This is a genomic window from Amycolatopsis eburnea (assembly GCF_003937945.1).
GTDB lineage: Bacteria > Actinomycetota > Actinomycetes > Mycobacteriales > Pseudonocardiaceae > Amycolatopsis > Amycolatopsis eburnea.
In genome coordinates, this window is sequence record NZ_RSEC01000059.1 from 381064 (window position 1) to 401468 (window position 20405).

The 20405-nt window shown below is 72.5% G+C and carries 23 protein-coding genes and 1 pseudogene; 15 read left to right on the forward strand and 9 right to left on the reverse strand.

Going from position 1 to position 20405, the window contains the following annotated elements; translation table 11 throughout:
• Positions 1 to 29: 29 nt before the first annotated feature.
• From EIY87_RS33930 to EIY87_RS33940, 3 genes are read left to right on the forward strand one after another with little or no spacing between them, the layout of a single operon-like run.
• Positions 30 to 1358 carry an MFS transporter gene (locus tag EIY87_RS33930; protein ID WP_225440201.1) on the forward strand — a complete coding sequence of 443 codons (1329 nt, stop codon included), beginning with the start codon at positions 30 to 32 and terminating at the stop codon, positions 1356 to 1358.
• Complete coding sequence (locus EIY87_RS33935) at positions 1355 to 1852, forward strand: MaoC family dehydratase (RefSeq protein WP_125313985.1); 498 nt, start codon at positions 1355 to 1357, stop codon at positions 1850 to 1852. Before EIY87_RS33930 ends, EIY87_RS33935 begins: the two co-directional genes overlap by 4 nt.
• Positions 1849 to 2694 (forward strand): HpcH/HpaI aldolase/citrate lyase family protein, encoded by an 846-nt coding sequence (locus tag EIY87_RS33940; RefSeq protein ID WP_125313986.1) that lies wholly within the window; start codon positions 1849 to 1851, stop codon positions 2692 to 2694. The genes EIY87_RS33935 and EIY87_RS33940 overlap by 4 nt, the downstream gene beginning before the upstream one ends.
• 27 nt (positions 2695 to 2721) lie before the next feature.
• Here the strand turns inward: EIY87_RS33940 and EIY87_RS33945 are convergent, their stop codons facing one another.
• The 3 genes from EIY87_RS33945 to EIY87_RS33955 form a co-directional block, all read right to left on the reverse strand.
• Positions 2722 to 3447 (reverse strand): IclR family transcriptional regulator, encoded by a 726-nt coding sequence (locus EIY87_RS33945; RefSeq protein WP_125313987.1) that lies wholly within the window; start codon positions 3445 to 3447, stop codon positions 2722 to 2724.
• Between the two features lie 105 nt (positions 3448 to 3552).
• Complete coding sequence (locus EIY87_RS48140) at positions 3553 to 3816, reverse strand: hypothetical protein (protein ID WP_125313988.1); 264 nt, start codon at positions 3814 to 3816, stop codon at positions 3553 to 3555.
• Entirely contained in the window at positions 3756 to 4217 is a 462-nt protein-coding gene (locus EIY87_RS33955) for an ArsI/CadI family heavy metal resistance metalloenzyme (protein WP_125313989.1), read from the reverse strand. Before EIY87_RS33955 ends, EIY87_RS48140 begins: the two co-directional genes overlap by 61 nt.
• A 73-nt stretch (positions 4218 to 4290) precedes the next feature.
• On the opposite strand from EIY87_RS33955, the gene EIY87_RS33960 reads away from it, so the two are divergent.
• Entirely contained in the window at positions 4291 to 4653 is a 363-nt protein-coding gene (locus EIY87_RS33960; protein WP_125313990.1) for an ArsR/SmtB family transcription factor, read from the forward strand.
• On the opposite strand, the gene EIY87_RS49030 is transcribed toward EIY87_RS33960, so the two are convergent.
• Positions 4643 to 4768 carry a hypothetical protein gene (locus EIY87_RS49030; protein WP_263855651.1) on the reverse strand — a complete coding sequence of 42 codons (126 nt, stop codon included), beginning with the start codon at positions 4766 to 4768 and terminating at the stop codon, positions 4643 to 4645. The genes EIY87_RS33960 and EIY87_RS49030 overlap by 11 nt on opposite strands.
• Between EIY87_RS49030 and EIY87_RS33965 the strand changes: the two are divergent.
• Both EIY87_RS33965 and EIY87_RS33970 read left to right on the forward strand, forming a co-directional pair.
• Positions 4710 to 5265 (forward strand): annotated as a pseudogene (locus tag EIY87_RS33965) (arsenic resistance protein). The gene EIY87_RS49030 and the pseudogene EIY87_RS33965 sit on opposite strands and share 59 nt — an antisense overlap.
• Entirely contained in the window at positions 5249 to 5647 is a 399-nt protein-coding gene (locus EIY87_RS33970; RefSeq protein ID WP_125313991.1) for an arsenate reductase ArsC, read from the forward strand. The pseudogene EIY87_RS33965 and the gene EIY87_RS33970 overlap by 17 nt, the downstream one beginning before the upstream one ends.
• 5 nt (positions 5648 to 5652) lie before the next feature.
• On the opposite strand, the gene EIY87_RS33975 is transcribed toward EIY87_RS33970, so the two are convergent.
• Positions 5653 to 7566 carry a BTAD domain-containing putative transcriptional regulator gene (locus EIY87_RS33975; RefSeq protein ID WP_125313992.1) on the reverse strand — a complete coding sequence of 638 codons (1914 nt, stop codon included), beginning with the start codon at positions 7564 to 7566 and terminating at the stop codon, positions 5653 to 5655.
• A gap of 112 nt (positions 7567 to 7678) precedes the next feature.
• On the opposite strand from EIY87_RS33975, the gene EIY87_RS33980 reads away from it, so the two are divergent.
• The 3 genes from EIY87_RS33980 to EIY87_RS33990 all read left to right on the forward strand — a co-directional run bounded on the left by EIY87_RS33980 (position 7679) and on the right by EIY87_RS33990 (position 9683).
• Positions 7679 to 8557 (forward strand): alpha/beta fold hydrolase, encoded by an 879-nt coding sequence (locus tag EIY87_RS33980; RefSeq protein ID WP_125313993.1) that lies wholly within the window; start codon positions 7679 to 7681, stop codon positions 8555 to 8557.
• Positions 8558 to 8679: 122 nt separating this feature from the next.
• Positions 8680 to 9084 (forward strand): ribonuclease domain-containing protein, encoded by a 405-nt coding sequence (locus tag EIY87_RS33985; protein WP_125313994.1) that lies wholly within the window; start codon positions 8680 to 8682, stop codon positions 9082 to 9084.
• 71 nt (positions 9085 to 9155) lie between these two features.
• Complete coding sequence (locus tag EIY87_RS33990) at positions 9156 to 9683, forward strand: DUF6328 family protein (protein WP_125313995.1); 528 nt, start codon at positions 9156 to 9158, stop codon at positions 9681 to 9683.
• A gap of 1 nt (position 9684) precedes the next feature.
• Here the strand turns inward: EIY87_RS33990 and EIY87_RS49170 are convergent, their stop codons facing one another.
• Complete coding sequence (locus tag EIY87_RS49170; protein ID WP_125313996.1) at positions 9685 to 12495, reverse strand: ATP-binding protein; 2811 nt, start codon at positions 12493 to 12495, stop codon at positions 9685 to 9687.
• 254 nt (positions 12496 to 12749) lie between these two features.
• Here EIY87_RS49170 and EIY87_RS34000 point away from each other — a divergent pair, with 254 nt between their 5' ends.
• From EIY87_RS34000 to EIY87_RS34015, 4 genes are all read left to right on the forward strand, one after another.
• Positions 12750 to 12929, forward strand: a complete 180-nt coding sequence (locus EIY87_RS34000; protein ID WP_225440202.1) for a hypothetical protein — start codon at positions 12750 to 12752, stop codon at positions 12927 to 12929.
• Between the two features lie 154 nt (positions 12930 to 13083).
• Positions 13084 to 14307: a hypothetical protein gene (locus EIY87_RS34005; RefSeq protein WP_125313997.1), complete on the forward strand. Its 1224-nt coding sequence runs from the start codon at positions 13084 to 13086 to the stop codon at positions 14305 to 14307.
• A complete protein-coding gene (locus EIY87_RS34010) occupies positions 14304 to 15827 on the forward strand; it encodes a vWA domain-containing protein (protein ID WP_125313998.1) in 1524 nt (507 codons plus the stop codon). Before EIY87_RS34005 ends, EIY87_RS34010 begins: the two co-directional genes overlap by 4 nt.
• Positions 15814 to 16602 (forward strand): hypothetical protein, encoded by a 789-nt coding sequence (locus tag EIY87_RS34015; RefSeq protein ID WP_225440203.1) that lies wholly within the window; start codon positions 15814 to 15816, stop codon positions 16600 to 16602. The genes EIY87_RS34010 and EIY87_RS34015 overlap by 14 nt, the downstream gene beginning before the upstream one ends.
• A gap of 7 nt (positions 16603 to 16609) precedes the next feature.
• Here EIY87_RS34015 and EIY87_RS34020 read toward each other — a convergent pair whose 3' ends face one another.
• Positions 16610 to 16822, reverse strand: coding sequence for a three-helix bundle dimerization domain-containing protein (locus EIY87_RS34020; RefSeq protein ID WP_125313999.1), 213 nt, complete (start codon positions 16820 to 16822; stop codon positions 16610 to 16612).
• A gap of 305 nt (positions 16823 to 17127) precedes the next feature.
• Positions 17128 to 17898, reverse strand: a complete 771-nt coding sequence (locus EIY87_RS34025) for an SDR family oxidoreductase (protein ID WP_125314000.1) — start codon at positions 17896 to 17898, stop codon at positions 17128 to 17130.
• 170 nt (positions 17899 to 18068) lie between these two features.
• Between EIY87_RS34025 and EIY87_RS34030 the strand changes: the two genes are divergently transcribed.
• Positions 18069 to 18902 (forward strand): helix-turn-helix transcriptional regulator, encoded by an 834-nt coding sequence (locus EIY87_RS34030; RefSeq protein WP_404800120.1) that lies wholly within the window; start codon positions 18069 to 18071, stop codon positions 18900 to 18902.
• Between the two features lie 10 nt (positions 18903 to 18912).
• On the forward strand, positions 18913 to 19632 hold the full coding sequence (locus tag EIY87_RS34035; RefSeq protein WP_191984370.1) for a DinB family protein: 720 nt from the start codon (positions 18913 to 18915) through the stop codon (positions 19630 to 19632).
• On the opposite strand, the gene EIY87_RS34040 is transcribed toward EIY87_RS34035, so the two are convergent.
• Positions 19559 to 20305: a TetR/AcrR family transcriptional regulator gene (locus EIY87_RS34040; RefSeq protein ID WP_125314003.1), complete on the reverse strand. Its 747-nt coding sequence runs from the start codon at positions 20303 to 20305 to the stop codon at positions 19559 to 19561. The genes EIY87_RS34035 and EIY87_RS34040 overlap by 74 nt on opposite strands.
• Between the last annotated feature and the right edge of the window lie 100 nt (positions 20306 to 20405).

The following is a 20405-nucleotide window of genomic DNA, read 5'->3' on the forward strand; positions in this document are numbered from 1 at the left end:
TATATGCGAAAGGCAACGCCGTGGACGAAGTGGCTTCCCGACCCGAGCTGACCAGCACCGAGCGCCGTCGCGCCGCGGCCGCGATCATCGTGGGCTCGGCCCTCGAGTGGTACGACTTCTACCTCTACGCCTCGATGGCCGCCCTCGTCTTCGGCGGCGTCTTCTTCCCCGCGGGCAACGACTCGGCCGCGACGCTGGCCTCGTTCGCGACGTTCGCGGTCGGCTTCATCGCCCGCCCCTTCGGCGGCATCGTCTTCGGGGCGATCGGGGACCGCTTCGGCCGCAAGGCGACCCTGTCGATCACGTTCCTCGTGATGGGCCTGTCGTCCGGCTGCATCGGCCTGCTGCCGGGCTACGCCGCGATCGGCGTGGCCGCCCCGCTGCTGCTCGTCGTCATCCGCCTGGTGCAGGGCCTCGGCGCGGGTGCCGAGTTCAGCGGCGCGATCGCGATGTCCTACGAGTACGCGGGATCCGGCAAGACCGGCCGCTTCGGTTCCTGGCCCGCGCTGGGCGTCAACATCGGCCTCTTCGTCTCGTCGCTGACGATGACCTTGCTGACCGCCATCGACGAGGACTTCCTCTACGGCTTCGGCTGGCGCATCCCGTTCCTGGTCGGCTTCGTCCTCGTCTGCGTCGGCTACGTCGTCCGCCGGCGGCTGCCCGAGACCCACGCCTTCGAGGAGCTCGAGCACGCGACGCCACGCGAGCGCCGCAAGCCGCTGATCGAGCTGGTCCTCGGCAACTGGAAGCCACTGCTCGTCGTCATGGTCATGACCATCGGGTACAACGGCGCCAGTTACGTCTTCAAGACCTTCTCCCTGAGCTACCTCAAGACGGACGTCGGCGCTCCCGCCTCCTACGGCACCTTCGGCATCACCCTGGCCAGTGTCACCGCGATCATCGTGATCCCGGTCGTCGGCAGGCTCTGCGACCGCGTCGATTCCCGCCGCGTCCTGCTGGCGGCCGGTGCCGGCGTCGTCGCCCTCGCCTTCCCGTTCTTCTCGTTGCTGGACACCGGCAACAAGTGGGCGATCGGCGCGGCTCTCGTGCTCACCACCGGGCTGGTCATCCCGGCCGCGTTGTCCGCGCAGGGCGACTTCCTCGCCCGCCAGTTCCCCGTGCACGTGCGGGCCTCGGGCCTCGGCACCGGTCGTGAGGTCGGCGGCGCCCTCGCGGGTGGCTTCGCTCCACTGTGGGCGGTCGCGCTGGTCGACGCCTCGCCGAGCCACTCCACGTACGGCGTCTCGCTGATGTTCGTCGGCGCCGGCATCCTGCTGGTGGTCGGCGCGGTTCTCGACCAGGCGCGCCGGGCCCGCAAGGCCGCGGCCAGGCGGCAGCGGCCGGTGGCTGCCCGATGACCCTCCCGCGGCCGGAGCGCCGGATCGAGCAGCGCGGCCTGTGGTTCGAAGAGTTCGAGGTGGGTGCCACCTATGTCCACGCGCCCGGGCGGACCGTGACCGAAGCCGACAACGTCCTCTTCACCACGCTCACCATGAACACCCAGCCGCTGCACCTCGACCAGGCAGCGAGCGAGCGGCTGCCGCCGTTCCACGATCGCCTCGTGAACTCCCTGTTCACGCTGTCCACCCTGGTCGGTCTCTCGGTCAGCCAGCTCACGCAGGGCACGATCGTGGCCAACCTGGGGTTCGGCGAGATCCGCTTCCCCGCACCGGTGCGGCACGGCGACACGATCTACGCCGAAACCGCGGTCACCGACAAGCGCGCCTCGAACAGCCGCCCCGGCGAGGGTGTGGTGAGCCTGCGCCACCAGGCGGTCAACCAGCGCGGCGAGGTCGTCGCACTCGCCGTCCGGCAGACCCTGGTCCGGATGCGGCCGGGCGGTGCGTCGTGAGCGACGCTCCCGGCTGGCCGCCCGGCAGTGCGTGGCTCTTCTGCCCGGCCGACCGCCCCGAGCGCTACGCCAAGGCGCTCGCGGTCGCCGATGTCGTGATCCTCGACCTCGAGGACGCGGTCGCGCCTGACCGCCGTGCGGCGGCACGCGAGGCCCTCCGCGAGGCAGCCGGTTCCGGGCAGCTGGACCCGGAGCGCATCGTGGTGCGCGTCAACGCGGTCGGCGGTGCCGACCACGCCGCCGACCGCGACCTGGTCACGACCTCGCTGCGGCCGGCGGGGATCCGGCGGGTCATGCTCGCCAAGACCGAGACGGCGGCCGCGGTCGCCGGGCTCGGCGGCTGCGACGTGGTGGCCCTGCTCGAGACCCCGCGAGGCATCCGGGACGCCGACACGATCGCGCAGGCCGAGGCCGTCGTGGCGGTCATGTGGGGCGCCGACGACCTGGTCGCCGGCCTGGGTGGCTCGATGGCGCGCCGCGTGACGGGCGGCTACCGCGACGTCGCGCGCCACGCGCGGTCGCGGGCGCTGATCGCGGCCAAGGCGGCGGGGAAGCCGGCCCTCGACGCCGTCTACCTGGACATCCCCGATGTCGATGGGCTCGCGGCCGAGGTCGAGGACGCCGTCGCCATCGGCTTCGATGCCAAGGTGGCGATCCACCCGTCCCAAGTCCCGGTGATCCGCGAGGGCTACCGGCCGACGGCCGAGCAGGTGGCGTGGGCCGAGAGCCTGCTGCGTGCGGCCGAAGCCGCCGGCTTCGGTGTCCTGACCCACGAGGGCCGGATGGTCGACGGTCCGGTTTTCGCGCAGGCGCAGCGCATTCTTTCGCGTGCTCGCGCCTGAGCCGGACGTCCCTCGCCGGGGACGCGTTCAGACGCGCCCGGCGGTCGTGGCCGCTGCGTCCTTCACGGCCGCGGCGATCTCGTCGAGCCGGTCGCGCATCCGCGAGCTCGGGCCGGCGACCGAGATGACGCCCAGCACCTTCCCGCCGACGAGGATCGGCGCCGCGGCCGCACTGACGTCGGGAAGCGTCTCGCCACGGTTGAAGGCGACGCCGCGCGCCCGCACGTCGTCGAGTTCGGCCAGGGCTTCGGGTAGCTCTTCGGCGGTGACGATCTCCTTGAGGTACGCCTCCTGGCGCCGACGCGACCAGTGCGCGAGGACCGCCTTGCCGGGACTGGGCGGGTACAGCGGACGGCGCGTGTGCGCGGGGGGCGAGTAGCGGATCATCTGGCTCGACTCCGCGGAGTCGACGTACACGATGGACTCGCCGACGGGAGTGGCGAGCGTGACCGTCTCGTTGAACGTGTCGCGCAGGCTCTCGAGCGCCGGCCGGGCCGCGTCGACCAGGCTGGGGCTCTCGACGGCGAGGAGCTGGCCCAGCGCGGGGCCGAGGACGTAACGGCTTTCCTCTTCGACCAGGTAGCCCGTGGCGACCAGACCCTTGACGAGGCCGAAGACGGACGACTTCGGCGCGTCCAGCGACAGGGCGAGATCGTGGAGCCGGAGTCCGCCGGGCCGGGCCGCGGCGACGGCTTCGAGGATGTCGGTCACCCGCGAAACCGTGCGGTGCGCCTTGGCGGTCCGCTCTGCCATGGCACCCCCGGAATCGATGAGCTGTTCGTATGTACGAACCATACTGCGCCAGTGCGACCCTGCCGGCCGACGGGGCTGGGATCTCGCCGGCCGGCGTTCCCGGGTCTACGGGCGTCCGACCCCCACCTGCTGGGCCGGCTGCTCGCCCTGGCGGACGAACGCTCCCCAGTGCCGGACCATCGTCGAAGGTGCCCGGGGCCGGTGGCCGTCCCGCGCGAGCAGTTCCGCCCGGCGCACCTGGCCCCGCGCGTGGCCGAACTGACCGCTGCGCTCCAGCGGGGCCAGTTCCTCGGCCGGCTCAGCGGGCTTCAGCTGCAGCAGCCCTCCGGCTTGGCTGTCGCGCCGGTCTCGGCGTCCGGCGTGCAGCACGTTGCCGGGGTGATCGTGTCGGTGCCGTACGTCGTCGAGTCGCCCTTGACCGTGTAGACCTCCCACGGCTCCTTGCCGGGGCCGTGGACCCAGACCTTGTCCTGCACCGCGTAGCAGCACGTGGTGTCGTCCTCGGTCCGCGTCTCGAGTCCTTCGCCGGTCAGCCTCTGGGTTGCCGCGTTGACCTGGTCGGTCGACTCGACCTCGACGCCGAGGTGGTCCATCACCGTCTCCTGGCCCGGTTCGCCCTCCAGGAGTACCAGCTTCAGCGCGGGCTCGGTGATCGCGAAGTTCGCGTAGCCCGGCCGGAGCTTCGCCGGCTCCGTCCCGAACAGCTTCGAGTAGAAGTCGATCGATCCGGCCAGGTCCCCGACCCGCAGGGCCAGCTGTACCCGTGACATCTGCGCTACCTCCTTGAATAGACGATGGTCTAAGCAGATTGCCGCCTGTATCGAAGTCTGTCAATATAGAGGGATGTCGAAGCAACTGCCGCTCGTCGCGCTGGACGCCTGCTGCGCGCCGCTGGCTGCGGAGCCGCTGACGCAGGATCAGGCGGTCGAGCTGTCGCACCTGTTCAAGGCGATGGCCGACCCGGTCCGGCTGCGGTTGCTGTCGCTGATCGCGTCCCACGCCGGCGGCGAGGCGTGCGTGTGCGACCTGACGGACGCCTTCGACCTGACCGGCCCGACCATCTCCCATCACCTGAAGGTGTTGCGGGAGACCGGGTTGATCACCGGGGACCGGCGCGGCACCTGGATCTACTACCGCGTGCACCCGGAGGTGCTGGCGCGGCTGTCGGCGGTGCTGACGACCACGGGTGAAGCAGTCACCGCGTGACGACGATCGAGGCGCCACCGCGTTTGTCCACTCCGGACAAGCTCCTGCCGGTGTGGATCGCGGCCGCGATGGTCGCCGGGCTGCTGGCCGGGCGCTGGGTCCCGGGCTTGGCCACCGCGCTGTCCGCGGTGGCTCGCCCGCTGCATCGCGATGGTGATCATCTGGAACGACCTAGCCTGCGGCGACCGCGAAGCCGCCGCCGTGCTCGTCGCGCTGAACTCGGTGTTCCAGGTGATCGCCTTCGGGCTGCTCGGCTGGTTCTACCTCTCGGTCCTGCCCGGGTGGCAGATCGCCAAGAGCGTGCTGATCTTCCTCGGCATCCCGCTGTTCGCCGGCTACCTGAGCCGCCGCGTCGGCGAACGCGCCAAGGGCCGCGACTGGTACGAGAACAAGTTCCCGCCGAGGATCGGGCCCGTCGCGCGGATCGCGGTTCCGCTGTTGGTCTACTTCGGACCGATGTGGGCTTCGAACTCGCCAGCGCCGTGGCCATCGCGACCTTCGGAGCCGCGAGCGGCCAGGCACTCGCCGGGGTCGTCGGCCCGTTGCCTCGTGTACGTCTCCCTCGCGCTGCGGCGCCGCTTCACAAGGAGCTTCGATGACCGGCAAGCCTGAAGTCCTCTTCGTCTGCGTGCACAACGCCGGCCGTTCCCAGATGGCCGCCGCGTTGCTCGCCCACCACGCCGAGGGTGCGGTCGACGTCCGCTCGGCCGGTTCCGCGCCCGCCGACAGCATCAACCCCGCCGTGCGCGAGGCGATGGCCGAGATCGGGCTCGACCTCTCCCGCGAGGTCCCGAAGAAGCTGACGACCGACGCGGTGGAGGCCGCCGACGTCGTGATCACGATGGGCTGCGGTGACGCCTGCCCGGTGTTCCCCGGCAAGCGGTACCTGGACTGGCAGCTCGAGGACCCCGCGGGCAAGGGCGTCGAGGACGTCCGGCCGATCCGGGACGAAATCGATCGGCGGGTGCGGGAACTGCTCGCCGAGCTTCGTTGACCGGCCTAACCGGCGAGTGTCTCCGCGTCCGCCAGGTACCGTGCCACCGGCCCCAGGGTCAGCGTTCCGCCGGCGGCGCCGGCGTCTTCCGCCTGAGCGTCCCTCAGGGCGGCCGCGGCCAGTGCGGCGGTTTCGCGTTCGCCGAGGCGGACCGCTGTGTGGGCGGTCAGGCACCACATCGCCTCCTGCAGGTGGTCGGGCGGTGGCTCCGGCGCCGCCGCGAGCGCGGTGCGGGCCTCCTCGTGACGGCCTTGGGCGAGCAGCACGTGGGGACGCGCCCAGGGCAGGTACGGCCCCCAGTCGAGGCGCCGGTCGGTGGGGGCGGGCCGGTCGTGCAGCAGGCGCAGTCCCAGCAGGGCGAGCGGGAACAGGCCGCGGTGCAGTCCCGGCATGCCGGCGGAACGAAGGGCTTCTTCGGCGGCGCGGTACTGGGCCGCGGCTTCGGCGGGGGCCGGTCCGCCGGGCTCGGTGCTGCGGGTGGCCGTGACCCGGGCGCGGAACCACGCCGTGAGGACGGCGACGAGGGGAGCTTCGGTGGTGACGGCGAGCTGTTCGGCCGCCGTAGCGTGCGCTGACGCGGTGTCCAGGTCGCCGAGGGCCGAGGCGGACTGCAGGCGGACCAACCGGCCGAGGACCGCGAAGTCGGGCAGGCCGTGCCGGGTCGCCAGGTCGAGGATCTCGGCGCCGATCCCGTCGCGCGCCGCCGCGAGGCCGGGGCGGGTGAAGGACTGCAGGAACACGCCGTTGAGCGCGAACGCCAGCAGCGCGGGGTCGCCCAGCTCCCGGGCCAGCGCTTCGGCTTGGCGCGCGGCCCGCCGGGCGCGGCTCAGCTCGGCTTCGGCCAGGTCGGCGGTGCGGCTTTCGACGGCGATCGTGGCCAGGAGCCGCGCCCGGAGGTCGGCGGGCCCGTCCGGGCCGAGCCGGGCGAGCGTGCGGTCGGCGGCCGTGACCACCGCACGGGACTGCTCGGGGTCGTCGGCCCGGCTCCAGATGGCGGGCACGTCGTAGGCGCCGATGATCCGGGCGGTCAGGCGCAGGTCCCCGGTGCGCTCGGCGGCGTGGATCGCGGTGAGGCGGTCACGCCGGGAGTGGATGAGCGCGTCGCCACCGGCGAGCGCGAGCGTACGGGCGAGATGCACCGTCGTGCGGGGGCCGAGCCGGGTGCCCGGGCCGGTCCACCCGGGCGCGGGTCCGGTCAGGATCTCGGTCTCGAGCCGTCGCAGGTCGGGGCCGGGATCGAGGCCGAGCTGGTCGACGAGCATCGTGCGGGCGCGGCGGAGGGTCGACAACGCGTCGGCCTGGCGGCCCGCGCGGTGCAAGGCGCGGGCCAGGAGTCCCCACGCCGGTTCGCGCCACGGGTGCTCGGTGACGTGCGCGCCGAGTTCGGCGACGAGGTCGGCGCCTTCCCCGGCGTCGAGGTGGATGCGGGCGCGCAGTTCCAGCGCCGCGAGCCGGAGTTCCTCCAGCCGGTTCCGTTCGCGGTGCGCCCACGGCGAATCCGGCAGGTCGGCGTAGGCGGGGCCGCGCCAGGCCGCGAGCGCCGCGCTGAGCTCGGCCACCGCGCCGGGGGAGTGGCGGGTGCGGGCGAGTGCGTCCTCGAACCGGTGGACGTCGACGTCTTCGCGGGGCAGCCGCAGCGCGTAGCCGGGGCCTTCGGTGACGATCACCCGCGGCGGGGTGCGGGGCGGCCGGTCGGGTTCCAGGGCGCGGCGCAGCGCGGCGACGAACGTCCGCAGCGCGCCGACCGCGCGTGCCGGTGGCTCGGCCCAGAGGTCGCCGACGAGGGTATCGGTCGTGACCAGCCGCCCCTCGGCCGCGACGAGGCGGGCGAGCACCTCGCGGTGGCGGGGGCCGCCGAGGCCGACCGGGCTGCCGTCGTCGCCCAGGGCCCGCACGGCACCGAGCACGTCGATTCGCATGTCCCCATCATCGGTGCCGGCCGCCGGGTGCGCCCGGGCGCACTGATCGGTTGCTGATCGCCGTCGCCCAAGCTCGGCCAGGTCAAGTTCCCGACCAGGAAGACGGCCTTCGATGACACTCTCCATTCCCGGTTTCGACCACGTCCGCCTGCCCGGTGCCGGCGGTGTCGAGCTGGCTGCCGAAGTCGGCGGCAGCGGCAGCCCGGTGGTCCTGCTGCACGGTTTCCCCCAGACGCACCTGATGTGGCGGCACGTCGCCGAGCGGCTCGCCGGCGAGCACACGGTGATCTGCCCCGACCTGCGCGGCTACGGCGCCAGCGACAAGCCCGCGGCCACCGGCGAAGACGTGTACGCCAAGCGCACCATGGCCGCCGACGTGGTGGCTCTGGCGGCCGCTCTCGGCCACGAGCGCTTCGCCCTCGCCGGGCACGACCGGGGTGCCCTGGTCGCCTTCCGGGCCGGCTTGGACCACCCCGAGACCATCTCGCACCTGGGCATCCTCGACGTCGTCCCGACGCTGGACATGTGGAACGTGCTGCACGGCGTCCCGGCGGCGGTCGGCTACCACCTGTTCCTCATGGCGCAGCCGCCGGGCTTGCCCGAGACGATGATCGCCGCCAGCGCGGACGCGTTCTTCGGTTCGTTCCTCGACGCCTGGGCCGGCGACCCGGCCGCGATCCCGGCGGAAGTGCGCGCGGAGTACCTGCGGGCGAGCGCGGCGGCGGTGCCGTCGATCGTCGCGGACTACCGCGCCTCGGCCGGTGTCGACGTCACCCACGACCAGGCCGACCTGGACGCCGGGTCGCAGCTGGCCATGCCGGTGACGGTCGTCCAGCAGGACTGGGGCGCGCAGCTGGGCTACGACGCCGCCGCGGTGTGGCGGGCGTGGGCGCCGGACCTGGACCACCGGCTGACCAAGGCCGGGCACTTCATGGCCGAGGAAGCACCGGACGAGATCGCGGGGGCCATCCGGGACCTGCTGGCCCGCTGACGCGCACGGCGAGCGTGGCGCAACTCGACGCCGGAAGTTCACCGGATCGGCACGCTTCCGGTCGCCTTCCGGCGAGGCGCGGCGGCCACCATTCCGGTGCCCGTACGAGAGAAGGAGGTTCCGTGCCCGCTTCCCTGCTTTCCCGGACCGCGCAGCGGCTCGCCGTGACCGTCACCGCGGTGGCCGCCACGCTCGGTGTCTGCACCACCGCCGCCGACGCCACCGTGTACAGCTCGTGCACGCAGACCCGCTGCGCCGATGCCCGCTCGGCCAACACGACCTGGCAGAGCAAGGGCTACCCCGGCACGCGCGGCTGGTACGACTGGCCCGGCGGCAAGTGCAACTACGCGGGCGGCACGTACCAGAACCGCGAGGGCGAGCTGCCCGCCGGCCACTCCTTCCGCGAGTTCGACGTCTACCCGCGCACGTGCGGTGCCGCCCGTGACGCGTACCGGATCGTCGTCGACCTGACCACCGGCGTGGTGTGGTTCTCGCCGAACCACTACACGGACTTCTACGAGATCTGAGCGGGCTGTTGGCTTCCCGCGTAGTTTGATCTACTGATGTCTCGACCCGCCGTTCGCGGGACCGTTGACGCATGAAGGCGAACGAGACCCGGCCGCACCTCGAAGTGCCGCCGGATGACCACGACCAGTGGAACTTCGCGGTGCGGCGCGAGACGCCGACCCAGCGGCTGGACCGCAACTACGCCGAAATCCTGCAGGAAGTGCGGGTGGCGCAGACCGGGGTGCAGTTGCTGCTCGCGTTCCTGCTCACCGTCGCCTTCACCCCGCGTTTCGCGACGTTGACGGACTTCGAACGGCGGGTCTACGTCGGCGCGCTGGTGCTCGGGGCCGCGGCCACCGCGTTGCTGATCGCGCCGGCGGCGTTCCACCGGCTGGTCTTCCAGCGGCGGCTCAAGCGGCAGCTGGTGCTCGCGTCCAGCCGGTTCGCGTTGTTCGGGTTGACCCTGCTGATGCTGTCGATCGGCTCGGCGCTGCTGCTGATCCTCAGCGTCACGCTGGGGGCCGCGCTCGCCGGGTGGTTCACCGCCGGGGCGCTGGGCTGGTTCGCGTTGTGGTGGTTCGTCGTGCCGATGTGGAGCCGGATCCGCCACACCCGGTGACTCAGCCCGACGCCGCCTTGCGGGTCGCTTCGCGGGCGATGTCGATGCGCGAGTGCGCGCCGAGCTTGGCCAGGATGTGCGAAACGTGCGTCGCGACCGTGCGCGGGGACAGGAACAGCCGGGCCGCGATCTGCGGGTTCGACAGGCCTTCCACCACCAGGCCGGCGATCTTGGTTTCGGTCGGCGTGAGGCTGTCCCAGCCGTGCGTGGCCTGGCGGTGCTTCACCGTCGGGCCACGCCGGATGCCCAGCGCGCGGAAGCGGGCCCGCAGCCGGGCCACGTCCCACTGAGCGCCCAGCCCTTCGAACAGGCCCAGCGCCCGGGTGAACGCCGCTCGCGCCGAACCGCGGTCGCCGGCTTCGGCGAACACGGCCGCGGCGGCTTCCAGCGCCTGGGCCCGGGGGAGCGGCCGGCCCGCGTCGCGGTAGCCGTCGGCCGCGCGCAGCAACGCCTCGGCGTCCCGCTCGGTCATCCCCTGGCAGTACCAGCGCAGCGCCTGCCGGTGCGGGACGTCCGCCCCGGCGGTGATCGCGCGGACCCGGGCCCCGATCCCGGCCGCGGTCGCGGTGTCGCCGAGCTCGACGGCCAGCCGGACCGCGTCGCCGAGCAAGCCCTCTCCCTCGTCTTCGCCCGCGAGCGCGGAGGTCAGCGTGGCGAGCGCCCGGTCCGGTTCGCCGATCTGCTCGAACGCGTGGCCGCGCGCGAGCGTCAGGGATTCGACCACCCGGCCGCCGATCCGCTCCGCGCACGGTGCTGCCGCGTTCAGGTGCCGGTGCGCCGCCTCGGTTTCGCCGCGGTGGAAGTGGATGATCGCGGCGACGCCGTGGTCGCAGCACGCCACGCTCGGGTCCTTGAGGTCGTCCGGCACGACGTCCACCTCGGCGACGGCGTCGTCCCACCGGCCGCTGCCCAGCAGCAGCTGCCCGAGCGCGCTCTGCGCCTGGGCCAGCCGCACGACGCTGCCGGCGCGGTCCGCGCGTTCGCGGGCGCGTTCGGCGGCGGCGAGCGCCTCGGGGTAGCGGTCGAGCGCGCCGAAGGTGACCGCCTGGTTGATGCGCAGCAGCAGGCCGAGGTCGGTCAGCGCGGGGTCGTCCGAAGCGGTGGTCATCGCGCGCTCGAACAGCGGCAGCGCCTCGGTCCATTCGCCGCGCATCATCGCCACCAGGCTCAGCACGTGCAGGGCCCACCCGCTCGCCCAGTGGTCCTCGGGCGCCTCTGCCAGTGCGGCGGTGGCGACCTGCGCGGCGGTGTCGACCTCGCCGAGGTCGCGGTGCGTCCGCGCGGTGAGCACCAGCAGCCGCGCCCGGTGCCGGGCGGTCAGGCCCGGGGTGTCCACGGCCGCCGCCAGCGCGGCGAGGGACTCGGCGGAGCGGCCGGTCATCCCGCGGCACTGCGTCACCGTCGTGTGCAGGTCGACGAGCAGATCGGGGTCGGCGGTCCGGGACCGGGCGCGGACGGCGACCCGCTCGGCTTCGGCGAAGTCGCCGACCCGGTAAAGGGCGTCGGCGAGCCGGCAGCCCAGCACGGCGGAAGTCGCGGGATCGCCGTCGCGCACCGCGCGGCGCAGCAGCGCGACCGCGACCTCCGGCGCCTGGCCGATGAGCGGGGCGGCCGCCTCGCGCAGCCAGCCGACGACCCACGCGGGCACCGGCTCGCCGGGCGCCGGATCGGACACCGACGGCAGCAGCTGCCGGGCGACCCGCTCGACCGGGGCGCCGGCTTCGGCCAGCGCCCGCGCGGCCGCCCAGTGCCAGACGACCCGGAGCCCCGGCGGCAGCTCGTCGTACAACGCCTGGCGGATCAAGGGGTGCCGGAACGCGAGGTCGTCGCCGGCCGTCATCAGCACCCCGGCCGCCCGGGCTTCGTCGAGCGCGGCCACCAGCCCGGCCAGTTCGGCCTCCGCCACGATCGTGAGGTCCGCGACCGAGAAGCCGGCACCCAGCAGCGCGGCCGTCCGCAGCACGGTCCGCGTCGGTTCCGACAGGAAGTCGAGCCGGTCGGCGATCGCCTCCGGCAGCGAGTCCGGGATGGGGCCGCCGGTCAGTTCCGCGATGCCCGCTTCGTCGACGTCCAGGCAGGTGCCGCGGGTCAGCGCGTCGAGCAGTTCGGTGAGGTACAACGGGTTCCCGGCGGCCCCGTCGGCCAGCCGCTCCAGCCGGTCGCCCGGCTTGCCGCCGGCCAGCTTCGCCACCAGCTCCAGCGCCGCCGGTTCGGTGAGGCGGCCGACGCGCAGCCGTTCGGCGGGACCGACGATCCGCCGCAGCGCCCGCAGGTCGTCGCGGCGCGGTACCGGGCGCAGCACGCCGATCAGCAGCAACGGCAGCTGCCGGACCGAGCGGGCGAGGCGGCCCCAGACGGCCACGGTCGCGCGGTCGGCCCACTGCAGCTCGTCGACCACCAGGACCACCGGGCCGGCCTGGCAGAGCTCGTCCACCAGCGTGATCAGCTGTTCGGCGGCCGTGGCCGCGAGGTCGGTGCCCTTGCCCGGCGCGGTGTCGCCGCGCAGGAGCCCGGCGATGGCGCCGCGCCGCGGATCCGGTGCGGCGGCGGTGACGCGCAACGCGTCCAGCAGGGGGAGCAGGGGCAATGCCTGACCCAGTTCGTCGCCGGCGCCCCGGTAGACCTGGCACCCCGCCCGGGCGGCGACCGCGCAGGCGGCTTGGACGAGGGCGGACTTCCCGATGCCGGGCTCTCCGTCCACGAGGACGGCCTGCCCGCGGCCGGCGGCGACGTCGTGCACCCAGCTCGCCAGCCGGGACAGCTCACCGTCCCGGCCGATCAGGAGGTCAGCACCGTCCGTGAGCGGTTGCACACGATCGATAATAGAAGACGAACAGATGCTGAACAAGAGGTGTACTCGACGTAGCCGTCCCGTCGTCCGGCAATCCGCCATTCCCATTTCGGAAACATCGCGTTCGGCCGTTGTTCGGAATTCCGGGGGTGCGTGATTTGGCCGCCCGGCGTTGGGAGTGTCTTAACCGTCCGTTGTCCGCCGGTTGCGCCGGCTCTGGGAACGTCCGCCTGGCCCGAAAGCCAGATTCGCCCCGATTGACCACCGGAGGAATGATGCGGGTTCGCCGAGCGGTCGCCACGGTCGCGTTCACCCTATTCGCGGCTGGTGTCCTGGGTAGTTCCGCGGCCTTCGCCGTCGCCGCCGAGAGCGCGGCCTCGACGGCGGTCCTCGCCGACAACCCCGACGAGATGGGGTACAACGGCGTGTCGCCAGACGAAATGGGCTACAACTAAGGGGTACACCGACCCTGCGGCCGCGACCGGAGCCATTCCGGGCGCGGCCGTTCCGGTCGTTCCGGCGAATTGCCTGTAACGCACGGTCCGGCTCGGTAGACTTTCCGGGAGAAACGCCCGTTTCCGCGGCACAGCCGCCCGGAGGTCTGATTCGGTGACGACCGAGAGCCCCACCCTGGAAGAGCCGCACCTGACGGTCCAGCCCCGCCCGTCGGCCTTCTTCCTGCGGCGCCGGTTCCTGCGCTCCTTCGGCCCGGTCCTGGCGCTGGCGGTCGCCGGCCTGGTGAGCCTGCTGGTGTCCGGCACGATCCTCGTTCCCTTCGAACGGACCCTGGACCTGTCCGGCAAGATGGGCTCGAAGGCGGACTTCTTCGCCGACCCGCAGGTCCGGGAACTCCTGATGCGCCACCACATCCGGGTGCACGTGACCCGCACCGGCTCGCGCGACGTCGCCACCCACGACCTGGACCAGTACGACTTCGTCTTCCTCTCCGGCGAGCCGGCCGCGGGGCTGGTCCGCGCGGCTCGCGCCGACGTCCTGGGCGGCACGATCCGCCAGCCGTTCACCAGCCCGATCGTGCTCGCGACCTACCGCCCGTACGCGGAAGCGCTGCGGCGCAACGGCATCGCGTCCGTGCCGCAGGGTCCCGGCGAACCGCTCTACTACACCCTGGACACCGGGAAGTTCGTGCAGGCCATGAAGTCCGGGGCCACCTGGAACTCGCTCGGCATCCAAGGGGTCAACAACAGCAACCTGGTGCTCGCCCAGACCTCGCACGTCTGCGACTCCAATTCCGGCGCGACCTACCTGACGCTCATCGCCTACCTGGAGAACGGCAGGCAGGTGCCGCTGGCCGACCCGGCGTCGTCCGCGGGGCCCACCACGCTGCGCGACGCCCACGAGCTGGCCAACCGGATCAAGCCGCTGCTGACCCGGCAGGGTTTCGCCTCCGCCGACCTTTCCGAGTCGTACTGGAACCTCGCCGAGGGCGACAAGCCGATCGTCGTCATCTACGAGCACCAGTACCTCGAACAGCAGCTGCGGATCAAAGCCGCGACCGGAAAGCCGGACCCCGACCACGTCCTGCTGTACCCGAAGGACAACATCCTGACGAAACCGCAGTTCGTGCCCTTGCGCCCGGAGGCGGACCGGCTCGGCGAGCTGATCACCTTCGACCCGGACCTGCAACGGCGGGCGATGGAACTCGGCTTCGGCGTCGCCACCCCCGCCGGGAGCAACAAGAGCGGGCGGCTCTACGGCTTCCTCGCCGAGCAGGGACTGCCCACCCCGCAGCAGGCCGACAACGACAGCACGACGCCGCTGCCGTCGAACCCGGTCCTGGAAGAGATGATCAAGACCGTCGGCGACTGCCCGTGAAGCGGCTCGTCGCGGTGCTGCTGGGCGTGGTCCTGGCGGCCACCGCGTGCTCCGGCGAGCCGGGTGAGCAACGGCTGAGCGTGCTGGCCAGCTCCGAGCTGGCCGACCTCGGCCCCCTCCTCGACGACCTGCGCGCGGACACCGGCATCCGGCTCGACCTCGACCTCCAGGGCACCGTCGACGCCGGGACCGCGCTCACGCCCGGGCAGTACCGCCACGACCTCGCCTGGCTGTCCACCGACCGGTACTTCCAGCTGAAGCTGCGCCAGTCCGGCTTCACCGGCGAGCGCCCGGCGAGCACGCGGATCATGCTCTCGCCCATCGTCATCGGCGTGAAGCCAGCGGTCGCGGCCGCGCTGCGGACCCGGCACGCGGACGTGACCTGGGCCGACTTCGCCGACGCCGCCGCGGCCGGGACACTGCGGTTCGCGATGGCCGACCCGGCCCGGTCGGCGAGCGGGCTGTCCGCGCTGGTCGGCGTCGCGACCGCGGCCGCGGGCACCGGCGCCGCGCTGCGCCCGCGGGACGTCGCCTGCGACCGGCTGCGGGGCTTCCGCGCCGGGCAGTCGCTGACCGCGAACAGCTCGGGAGAACTGGCCGACCTCTTCACCGCGCACCAGGCCGGCGCCGACGCCGTGATCGGCTACGAGTCGACGTTGCTCTCGCTCAACGCGAGCGGAAAGCTCGCCGCGCCACTGGAACTCATCTACCCGCGGGACGGGATCATGCAGTCGGAATACCCGCTGCTGCTCCTCGATCCCGGGAAGCGCGCCGCCTACGAGCGCGTCACGGACTGGCTGAAACGGCCGGAGACGCAACGGAAGATCACCGACCGCACGCTCCGGCGCCCGGCCACCGAAGGCGTGCCGCTCGAGCCGCGCCTGCCGAAGAGCGTCGGCACCGCGCTGTACTTCCCCGACGACCAGGAGGTCGTCGACAAGCTGCTGGCGTACTACGCGGACCCGCGGGGGCGGGGGCCCGGGCACGTCGTGTTCGTCCTCGACTTCTCCGGCTCGATGCGGGGCGGCCGGATCGCCGCTCTGCGCACGGCGTTCGACGCGCTGACCGGGGCGGGCGCGGCGGAGTTCGAGCGGTTCTACCGCGGCGAGCGGATCACGGTGATCCGGTTCGGCGGCCGGATCCTCGGCGAGCGGGACTTCGTCGCCGACGGTCCGGCCGACCTCGCCGCGGTGCGCGGCTTCCTCGACGCCTCGGACTTCGACAGTGCCACGGCGGTCTGGTCGGCGCTGGCGCACGCCTACGACCGGGCGGCGGGGTTCGCGAAGACCGAGTCCGTGTCGATCGTGCTGATGACCGACGGCGAGAACAACGCCGGCCTGAGCGCCGACGAGTTCCTCCGCCGCCCCGCGCCGTCGGGGGTGCACACCTACGCCGTGCGGTTCGGCGAGGCCGACGGCGCCGAACTCGGCCGGGTCGCGCGGGCGACCGGCGGCCGCCTGTCCGACGCGACGGCGACGTCGCTGCTCGACGCCTTCAAGGAGACCCGTGGCTGCCGGTGACAGCTCCCTCTACTGGAGCACCTGGGGAATCTGGTGGGGCGTCTGGATCGCGACGCTGCTGCTCGTGCTGGCCGCCGTCGCGATCCTCGTCCGGCACTGGCGCCGCGCGCACGGCAAGCAGGGGACCGGGCCGATCAGCGGGATCGCCTTCTACCTGCACCACAACTCGGTGATGGGCCTCTACCAGCAGGACCGCTACAGCGACGCGCTGGAGAAGGAGATCGAGAAGCGCACCAGCCGCGGCCGGTCGGTCAGCGGGAAGATCAAGTTCCCGGCGGCCGAAGGCGCGGGGGAGCAGAAGAAGACCGAGGAGGTGTTCAGCCGGTACATCGAGCGCGCCGAGCCGATCACCGTCATCGGGATGGTCATGGAGGTGCTGGAGAAGCGGGACGACATCGTGTACGTCAACCTCGTCAAGCGGGAGCTGGTCCAGAACAAGGCCCTGGTGACGGCGCTCGGCTGGGCCGACGGCCCGGACCGCACGCGGCTACGGACGGCGCGGTTGCGCGGGATGGACGCGTTCGTGTCGATGCGGGGCCTGTTCCGCCGGGTCCGCTCCGACGAACCCGGCTACACGACGTTCATCGCCGCCTACGGCGACCCGGCCGACCCGCTCGCCGCGCCGCGGGTGCGCTTCCGCTGCGGCATCCGCGGCTTCCGCGACGCGGACGAGGTCCCGGACGGCACGTTCCACGCCCAGTGCCTCGGCCGCGTCGAGGACTGGGACCCGCACCGCGGCGAGCTGGTCGTGCACCCCATCGCGATCTTCAAGTAGCGGAGCCTCAGCGGGGCGCCAGTGCCGCGCGGACCGCCCGCTCGACCAGGATCGGCACGAAGGCGTGGATGCGGGCACCGGCGAAGCGGGCGCGTTCGTGGTCGACCAGGTCGTGCAGCCGGGGCCGCCCGACGTTCGCGTAGTCCCGGTCCAAGCGGTCCTCCAGCTGGGCGAAGTGGGTGTCGAGCGCTTCGGAAGCCATCGTGTCCAGCGTGCTCATCGTTCACCTTCCGGTTGGCCGTCGTACCGGGTAACTGCCCCATGAGACGACGTGAAGGTGAACCGGAGGTGAACAAAAAGAATTCACTCGATCCGGGCGGCCGCACCGGTGGTCGAGCGCCGGAACTTTGCCTGCCTGGAGCGCCTGGCGGACGTCCCAGATCCGGACGGTTCTGGGGTCTCTCGACACCAGGTCCAGTCTCCCGTGTGGCCGACCACGCCGGACCGGACACAGTGGACGCCAAGGCCCCGGCGACGGGGACTGCCGGTGCCGTCGCGGTCGCGGCCACCGGTTCAGGGGCGCGATCACCCCTCCGACGGGCCACGACCGGGAAGCATGGCCAGCGCCTTGGAGCGCTGGGCGACGAGGCCGGCGTAGGTGCCGTCGCGTTCGGCCCAGCGGTGCATGCGGACGCCCGCCACGAGGATCTCGTGCGGGGTCGGGTCCGCCGACAGCAGGTGCATGACCTCCGTGGCGAAGTCGTCGAGCGGCAGCGCGTGCGGGTTCACCTTCTCCTGGCCCGCGGTGGCGACGGCCGGGGGGACGAGTTCGACGACGTCGACGCCGGTGCCGTCGAGCTGTGCGCGCAGTGCCTCGGAGTAGGCGTGCACCGCCGCCTTCGAGGCGGCGTAGCTGGGCATGGGCGGGAACGGCAGGAACGCGATGCCGGAGGTGACGGTGACGAAGGTGCCGTCGCCCCGCCGGACCAGGTGCGGGGTGAAGGCGTCGACGACCCGGATGGTGCCGAGGAGGTTGGTGTCGATCGTCGTCCGCGCCGCCTCGAAGTGCGCGGGGTCGCGCAGGTCTTCCAGCAGCATGACGCCCGACATGGTGACGACCGTGTCCAGTCCGGGGTACCGGGCGAGCACGGCGTCCCGGGCGGACGCGACCGAGGCGCTGTCGGTGACGTCGATGCCGAACGTGCCGAAACCTTCGGCGGCGAGTTCTTCGAGCGCGTCCGGGCGGCGGCCGGCCACGGCCACGGTGCTGCCCGCCGCGGCGAACCGCCGGGCCAGCTCCCGTCCGATGCCCGAGGTGCCGCCGACGACGAGAACCGTCCGGTTGGAGAGATCCATGAGGTCCTTCGCTTCCTTCCCAAGCCCGCGGACGGCGATCTTTCGCTGTCTCTTCCGATGCGGTGCCGGTCCAGTGTCGGCGGCACGCGCGGAGACAGGCAGAGCCCTCTTCTTGCCTGGTCCTCTCAGGACCCCCGCTGCGGTTTCCGGACCGCTTTACGATGGGGGACGTGAACGACGGAGAGCCGGACCACCGGCTCGGCAGCTACCTCCGCGCCCGCCGGGAACTGGTTACGCCTGCCCAGGCCGGACTCCCGCCCGGTGGCCGCCGACGCGTGCCCGGCCTGCGCCGCGAGGAGGTCGCCCTGCTCGCGGGTATCAGCCCCGACTACTACCTGCGCCTGGAACGAGGACGGGACCGGAATCCCTCGCCGCAGGTCCTCGACTCCCTCGCGCGGGTCCTGCAGCTCGACGACGTCGAGCGGGCGTATCTGCTCGGCCTCGCGTCGGCGCGCCCCCGGGCGCCGCGCCGCAAGCGGCCGGAGCACGTACCGGCGCGGGTGCACCAGCTGCTCGCCCACCTGCAGATCCCGGCGTTCGTCGAAGGGCGCGCGTTCGACGTCCTGGCGGCCAACCCCATGGCGCTCGCCCTGTCGCCCCGCCTGCGGCCCGGTGAGAACCGGCTGCGTTCCCTGCTCCTCGACCCGGAGGAACAGGCCTTCCAGCAGGATTGGCCGAAAGCCACGGCGGACTTCGTCGCCGCGCTCCGCACCACCATCGGCGACGACACCGACAACCCCCGGTTCGTCGAGCTCGTCGGCGAGCTCGCCCTGTCCAGCCAGCGGTTCCGCACCTTGTGGGCCCGCCACGACGTCCGCACCCTCGACGGGGGCACGGCGACCGTCCGCCACCCCGTGGTCGGCGAGCTGCGCCTCCACCGGGACAAGCTCCCCGTCGACGACGTCATCCTCGTCGTCTACTACCCCGACAAGGACAGCGACAGCGACGAAAAACTGCGGCTCCTCGCGGCTCTTTCCCACCCCGAGCAGCGCACCCGGACCTAGGATGCGGAGCATGACGCGCTACGTCGACGAGGATCTGCACGGTGCGGAGTTCCGCGAGTGCGAGCTGTCCGGGGCCCGCCTGATCGGCGTCGTCATGCAGGATGCCGTGATCGACGGGCTCGTCACCAACCTCGTGGTGAACGGCGTCGAGGTCACCGGGTACGTCGAAGCGGAGCTCGACCGGCGGCACCCGGTGCGGGTGCTGATCCGGTCCGAGGATCCCGCCGACCTGCGCGAGGCAGCACGCCTGCTCCACGCCGGCTGGGCCGCCACGATCGAGCGAATCCGCCGCACGCCGGGCATCGAACGCCGCAGTGTGAACGACGAGTGGTCGGCGCTGCAGACGTTGCGCCACTTGGTGTTCGTCCACGACTCGTGGTTCCGCCGGTGCTGCCTGGGTTCGGCCGGGCTGTTCACGCCGATGGGCATCGGGACGACTGTCGAGCCCTACCGCGGAGCGCACGGGATCGACCTCTCGCTCGATCCGGACCTCGACGAGGTCGTGAGCGTGCGTGCCGCCCAGGCCGCCGAGCTGGAGGCGTGGCTGGAGGAGGTCACCCCCGCGCGGCTCGCGGCGCGAGCGCCGGTGCCCGACGACGACGTCTGGCCGCCCTACGCCCGGGGCCGCTCGGTGCGGCAGTGCCTCGGTACCGTGCTCAACGAGACCTTCGAGCACCACGGCTTCTGCGTCCGCGACCTGGATCTGATCGAGGCACCGGACGCCGGGTAGGAGTCCCGCCGAGCCGCGATGCGGCGGTGTCCGGTCCGATCGCGATCGCGTCGAGGCCGGGCAGCGGGCGGCCGCAGATCTCGTGGGCTTCGGCCGCGGTGAGCCCGAACATGCGCAGCAGGTCCTCGGCGACCTGGTCGGTGGAGGCGGCGTCGTCACGCTCGGGGTGCCGGTGCAGCAGGTGACCGAGGCCGAGGGCGGCCCCGGCGACCGTGACCATGGCGAGTTCGGTGTCGGTGACGGTGAAGCGGCCGTCCCGCACGGCGGCCTCGATGTCGCGGCGGGCGCGCGGCGCCAGTCCGCGCTCCGAGGTGGCTAGTTCGAGACCGTGGTGCAGGAGGACCTTGCTGAGTTCGGGATGCCGCCGGTGCAGGCGCCCGGTCAGCCGGAAGCTCTGCGCGAAGACCTGCGCCGGGTCGTCCATGTCGGTGGTCAGCTCGTCCAGGATGGCGCCGTGGACGTCGAGGGCGTCCTCGACCGCCGCGTGGAAGAGTTGCTCCTTCGTCTCGAAGTGGTTGTAGAACGACCCCAGCCCGACGTCCGCGGCCTGGGTGATCTCCAGGATCGCCACCGCGGTCTTCCCCTCGGCGATGAGTGCCTGGGCCGCCCGGACCAGGGCCGCGCGGGTGCGCGCCTTCCGCCGGTCCAGCCGGCTCGGAGCGTGCTCCGGCATCCGTGCTCCCGTCTTCGCAGGTCGTCGCCGCATCGTAGCTCATCGCGTCAGTGGTGATGAATTCGTCAGAAACTCTTGACTGATGACTTGCTCGTAACTG